At 44.7% G+C, this 4,358-nt stretch carries 3 protein-coding genes; 1 reads left to right on the forward strand and 2 read right to left on the reverse strand.

Annotation, left to right across the window (positions count from 1 at the left end; genetic code table 11):
• The first annotated feature begins 182 nt into the window (after nt 1–182).
• A complete protein-coding gene (locus tag AAV90_RS10365; RefSeq protein WP_046498684.1) occupies nt 183–2,027 on the forward strand; it encodes an acyltransferase family protein in 1,845 nt (614 codons plus the stop codon).
• Between the two features lie 658 nt (nt 2,028–2,685).
• Here AAV90_RS10365 and rsiV read toward each other — a convergent pair.
• Nucleotides 2,686–3,579 (reverse strand): anti-sigma-V factor RsiV, encoded by an 894-nt coding sequence (gene rsiV / locus AAV90_RS10370; protein WP_046498686.1) that lies wholly within the window; start codon nt 3,577–3,579, stop codon nt 2,686–2,688.
• A gap of 17 nt (nt 3,580–3,596) precedes the next feature.
• Nucleotides 3,597–4,052, reverse strand: a complete 456-nt coding sequence (locus tag AAV90_RS10375; protein WP_278279303.1) for an RNA polymerase sigma factor — start codon at nt 4,050–4,052, stop codon at nt 3,597–3,599.
• Nucleotides 4,053–4,358 lie beyond the last annotated feature (306 nt).

A 4,358-nucleotide genomic window follows, 5' to 3' on the forward strand; every position in this document is an offset into this window, starting at 1 on the left:
AATTTAAATTATTTCTGGGTGGTAAGTTTTAGGATATACAAATACTATATAGTTATAATCATATTATGGGTCAATTCGCTAAAAAAATAAAATAATCTATATTTTTCGTTGGCGGCAAACTTTTTCTGCTCGTAAAGCGTATAACATATAGAATCATCTATCCAGCGCAGGAGGTCAGATTAATGTCGGAAGGATCAAATAGCCTGCGGACCTTATCCTGGCATAATAGCTCAAAGCGCTATATGCCAGGATTGGATGGGCTGCGGGCGTTATCAGTTTTAGCTGTTATTGCTTATCATCTCAAAATTCCCTTTGCTCCGGGCGGTCTGTTGGGAGTAAGTATCTTCTTTACCCTGTCCGGCTACCTTATTACCGACCAATTGATGATGGAGTGGCATAGAGCCGGACGGATTGATTTTATAAATTTTTGGATGCGCAGGATACGCAGGTTGCTGCCGGCCATGTTTTTCGTGTTGATTTCGGTGGCCTTATGGCTTTATTATTTCGACCGGCCCCGCCTTATCTCACTGCAGGGCGATTTTCTTTCGGTGCTATTCTATTTTAATAACTGGTGGCTTATTTTTCATGAGGTATCATATTTTGAAAGTTTCGGACCTCCCTCGCCCCTGGGTCACCTGTGGTCGCTGGCTATTGAAGAACAGTTTTATCTCCTTTGGCCCCTGATACTGGTCTTGATCCTGCGTTGGATACCACGGCGGGGCCCGCGGGTATTCGCCATTTTAGCTGGAGCCGCGGCTTCCGCCCTGGCTATGGCTTTGATTTATCAAACCGGAACCGATCCCAGCCGGGTATATTATGGCACGGATACCCGGGCCTTTGCCTTACTGATTGGGGCCGCTCTGGCTTTGGTCTGGCCCAGCCGCAGATTGTCTGCCCAAGTGGATATAAAAGTCCGGGTCGTATTAGAAATGATCGGAATTTTGGGTTTGACGGCTATCATGTTGGCGATTATACATACGAGCGGCTTTGATCCGCAGCTATATAAATATGGCCTGGCATTATTTACGGTAATATCAGCTTTGGTGATTGCGGTACTGGCTCACCCGGCCAGCCTGTTAGCCAAGGTTCTCGGCTGTAAACCGCTTAGATGGATTGGCCTACGTTCCTATGGCCTGTATCTGTGGCATTATCCGGTGATTGTCCTGACCAGCCCGGTCGTTGACACCGGCGGTTTCGTGCTGGGTCGAGCTGTAATCCAAGTGGCGCTGTGCTTTATTTTGGCAGCCGTATCCTGGAGATTTATCGAAGAACCCATCCAAAAAGGTAACCTCACTCCAGGGGTGGAAAAATCCCCCGGGAAGACCCTTAATCCCCGACACGTTTTAGTTGGTGCCCTGTGCGTATGTATTATCATGGTAATGCCCGGTTCAGATAGTTTTATGCGTAACCAAAAACAGGAATCACCTTCTGTATTGGCTGAAGAGATATTTAACAAGCGATTATTGTCTATTGCCCCAAGCACTGCAGACAGCCCCCCCAAACCGTCACCGCCGGTCAGGCAGGAGAAGAAGGAGCTGCCGCTTAATACCGAGATTCATAGTGGTGAAGGGGTAACGGCTATCGGTGACTCAGTTATGCTGGACGTGGCCCCGGAGTTAGAAAGACTGCTACCCGGCATCCTTATAGATGGCAAAATCGGACGACAAATGACCCAGGCCCAGGCCATAGTCAACAGCCTTAAAGAGCAAGGCAGGCTGGGTAATACAGTGGTAATTGAGTTAGGAACCAATGGTGCTTTCAGCGAGGAGCAGCTTAATTCCCTCTTAACCTCATTAAAAGACGTTGAGCGTATAATTCTAATTAACACCCGGGTTCCCAGGACGTGGCAGGACAAGGTAAACGCGGATCTCAAGCAGGCGGCTCTTAATACCCCGAACGCTGTTTTAGTTGACTGGTATAGTGCCAGTAAAGATAGGGATTCACTTTTCAGTCCGGACGGTGTCCACCTGACCCCGGAAGGCTCCAAGTACTATGCCGCCCTCCTCAGCCAGGCCATCATCGAATAGTGCCAAGGGCTGGTTGTTGACCAGCCCTTGGCAATGTTAAAGTCCTGGAAGCGTAGGGTAATAGCATGGAAATTAGCCTAGAAGGTTTAGAAAAAACCATACCAGACAGTATCAATACCGATCGTTAATTAGCAAGCCTTGTTTGTCCCGCCTCTTTATATCTTATACAATTCGAACAACTTGAGAAGTACATTATATACCAGCAGGAATACCGATTTTTGATATCGTAAACCAAATAGCTGTCAAAATAATTTTCCATAATCCTGGATGGACAAAAGGTCAGTGGTAATAGTCTATTGCCACTGACCTTTATGTAGAAGTGATTACCGTGTAGTCGGGTTTATTTTAAGTCCTAATATTATGATTCGGCTATTTTATTATTGCCCGGAGGATGGGGGATAAAGACACTGATTAATGCGGGGATAGTCACGGGTAAGTCGCTGACCGGAGTTGTGAACGCAGATAAAAAACCAGTTAGTGCAGGTATAACCCCGAAGGGGGATTTTTGAGGCCTGAAGGGCACTAAAAACTAAAAACAGCACAAAATACGTCTGCGTAATCAAATCTGTATTGGAACGAAAAAGCCGCTCAGCTAGCGTGGCGGCTAATCAAAAAGCTACCCGGCACTCAATACATTGAGAGCCGGGGACGGTGCAGATTATTTAATATATTCGTTACTTACCAGGAGCTTGGCAATAGTGTCGGTAGGGATTACAAACTCCACTACTCCCATGTAGCCTGGAGCTACTTCGTATTTGTCAAAGGATATAACCAGTTTTCCTTTATTATTGATATAAAAGTTCTGATTTTTAGCAATCTTCTTAAAGGGTTCGAAATATTGTTCCTCATCTGTTCCGCTAACCCAGTACATTTTGTTCGGATCGGCTTTCATCTGCTGGCGCATCTGCTGCTCAATGTTTTGGCTAATAACGTTTACATAATTGCCATCCCGGAACAGACTAGGCAGGGTAATCAAGACTTCTCTTTCTTTATCGATGGTATCATACTTCATAGTCGTTGATGAAGAACCTGCGGTATTAACTACCCAACGGCCAATGGAGAGAATCTGTTCATTATCGGTTTTAACTACATAACCGCTGTCTACTCCCATATGACCTCCGCTGCCGTTGGCCTTCATCTCTTCAATATCCTTGACAAACTCCTGATAGAGTTTTTTGTTTTCTGCCAGGTATTTATCATTAAGACTGCTTGCCAGTTCCTGATTATTAAGACCTTTTACGGCTGGTACTTTCAGGTTGGCATTATAATTATCTTCATCCAAATTATATTCCCGGATCGTAAGTACGCTTACAATGTTTTTTATTATGGGAACGTCCGATAAAGCCTGAACAGCTGCCGGACTTAGATTGAGCGTGGCCGTAAAAATTAAGACCATTGCTGCGGCTGCCCCCGCCCATTTAATGAGTCGGTTTTTTCTCATACGTATCCTCTCTCCTTTTTGTATAGATTTATGCACAGTTGATGGTAATTCGTGGGGAATCGGGATGTTCATATACTCGTCCTTGAATTTGGACAGTTTTGGGTCGGTCATATTATGCCTCCTAACGGTCAATCCTCTAATTGCAGACGTAGTTTTTTTAAAGCAGAATACAATCTGGTTTTGACAGTGTTAACGTTTTCATCCAGAATTGTGGCAATTTCCTCGAAAGTCAAATCTTCAAAGTACTTTAATACGATTATACTGCGATAGTTTATCGGCAGGCTGTCTAGAGCCTTATACAAATCGAGTTCCTGATGGGTGTCTTCAGAAGAACTACAGATTTCCAAAGCCTTTTCGCCCCGCTGATCTACCCACTTGTTTTTCCTTAATAAATCCAAAGAGGTATTAACCACAATCCTGTAAAACCAGGGTTTAATCTCCTCTGGTTTTTGGGGTGCGCGCATAGAGGACATGGCTTTTAAAACTGACTCCTGGACAATATCCAGGGCATCATCCTGGTTCCTGGTATAACTGTATGCCAGCCGGTAATAGGCCTCCTTATTGGCCAGAATATAGTTAACCAAAAGCTCTTGCGAATTAGTATGGACCACGTTAAGACTCCTTTGCCTGATACGTATCGTTTTTTGGCATCTATTAATAAAACGTATAAAATGGGTAAAAAGTTTGGGGTTATTAAAAAACTCTTCTTAGGTGTCAAGGGGACGGTTCGAGATCACTGAAAAAGCAACCCTTTTAAGCCGCCCTGGCGGCTACCCACAGCCCATCAGGTAGGTTAATCTGTAACCGGCAGGATAAAAACCTCAAAATAAACGAAGATAACCCTTTTGAAGCGGATACCAGTTTGGCTATCCGCTTTAAGTTTACCGCCA

Source organism: Syntrophomonas zehnderi OL-4, from assembly GCF_000983115.1.
GTDB lineage: Bacteria > Bacillota > Syntrophomonadia > Syntrophomonadales > Syntrophomonadaceae > Syntrophomonas_B > Syntrophomonas_B zehnderi.

Coding starts and splice junctions, on each gene's coding strand:
- AAV90_RS10365 (WP_046498684.1), top strand. CDS start 183: ATGTCGGAAGGATCAAATAGCCTGCGGACCTTATCCTGGCATAATAGC.
- rsiV (WP_046498686.1), bottom strand. CDS start 3,579: ATGACCGACCCAAAACTGTCCAAATTCAAGGACGAGTATATGAACATC.